At 42.6% G+C, this 340-nt stretch carries 1 protein-coding gene; it reads left to right on the top strand.

Annotation, left to right across the window (positions count from 1 at the left end; translation table 11 throughout):
* Nucleotides 1–70: 70 nt before the first annotated feature.
* The coding region (locus R0K30_RS21370) for a MarR family winged helix-turn-helix transcriptional regulator (protein ID WP_410612782.1) at nt 71–340 on the top strand (270 nt) is incomplete at its 3' end.

Raw genomic sequence — 340 nt, 5'->3', positions numbered from 1 at the left:
AGAAAATACTTGCAAAATTAGAATGAAGGCTGTATATTGTTGATATATCAAACATTGACTAGTCAATTAATTGCGCAAAAGAAAGTGGGGATGGGTTTTGACAGCATGTTGTTCAGAGGAAGGCGAGATTTTATATCAGCTCCAATCACTGCATAAAGTGATCGGCACGAAGTTTGAAGCGTGCACCGGAATCAGCCAATCCCGCCTTGAGCTTCTCGCCGTGCTTTTTTACGTCGATGAGATCAGCCAAAGCGATCTTCAGAAAAAGGTGAATATTGATGGCGCAGCCGTGACAAGACACTTGAAACAGCTTGAAGCCAAAGAAATGGTCACAAGAAGG

It is taken from the genome of Bacillus sp. SIMBA_154, from assembly GCF_046536015.1.
In the GTDB taxonomy this organism is placed as follows: Bacteria; Bacillota; Bacilli; order Bacillales; family Bacillaceae; genus Bacillus; species Bacillus pumilus_P.
The sequence above is the reverse complement of the archived record's forward strand: the minus strand, read 5'-3'. Positions and strand labels throughout refer to the sequence as shown.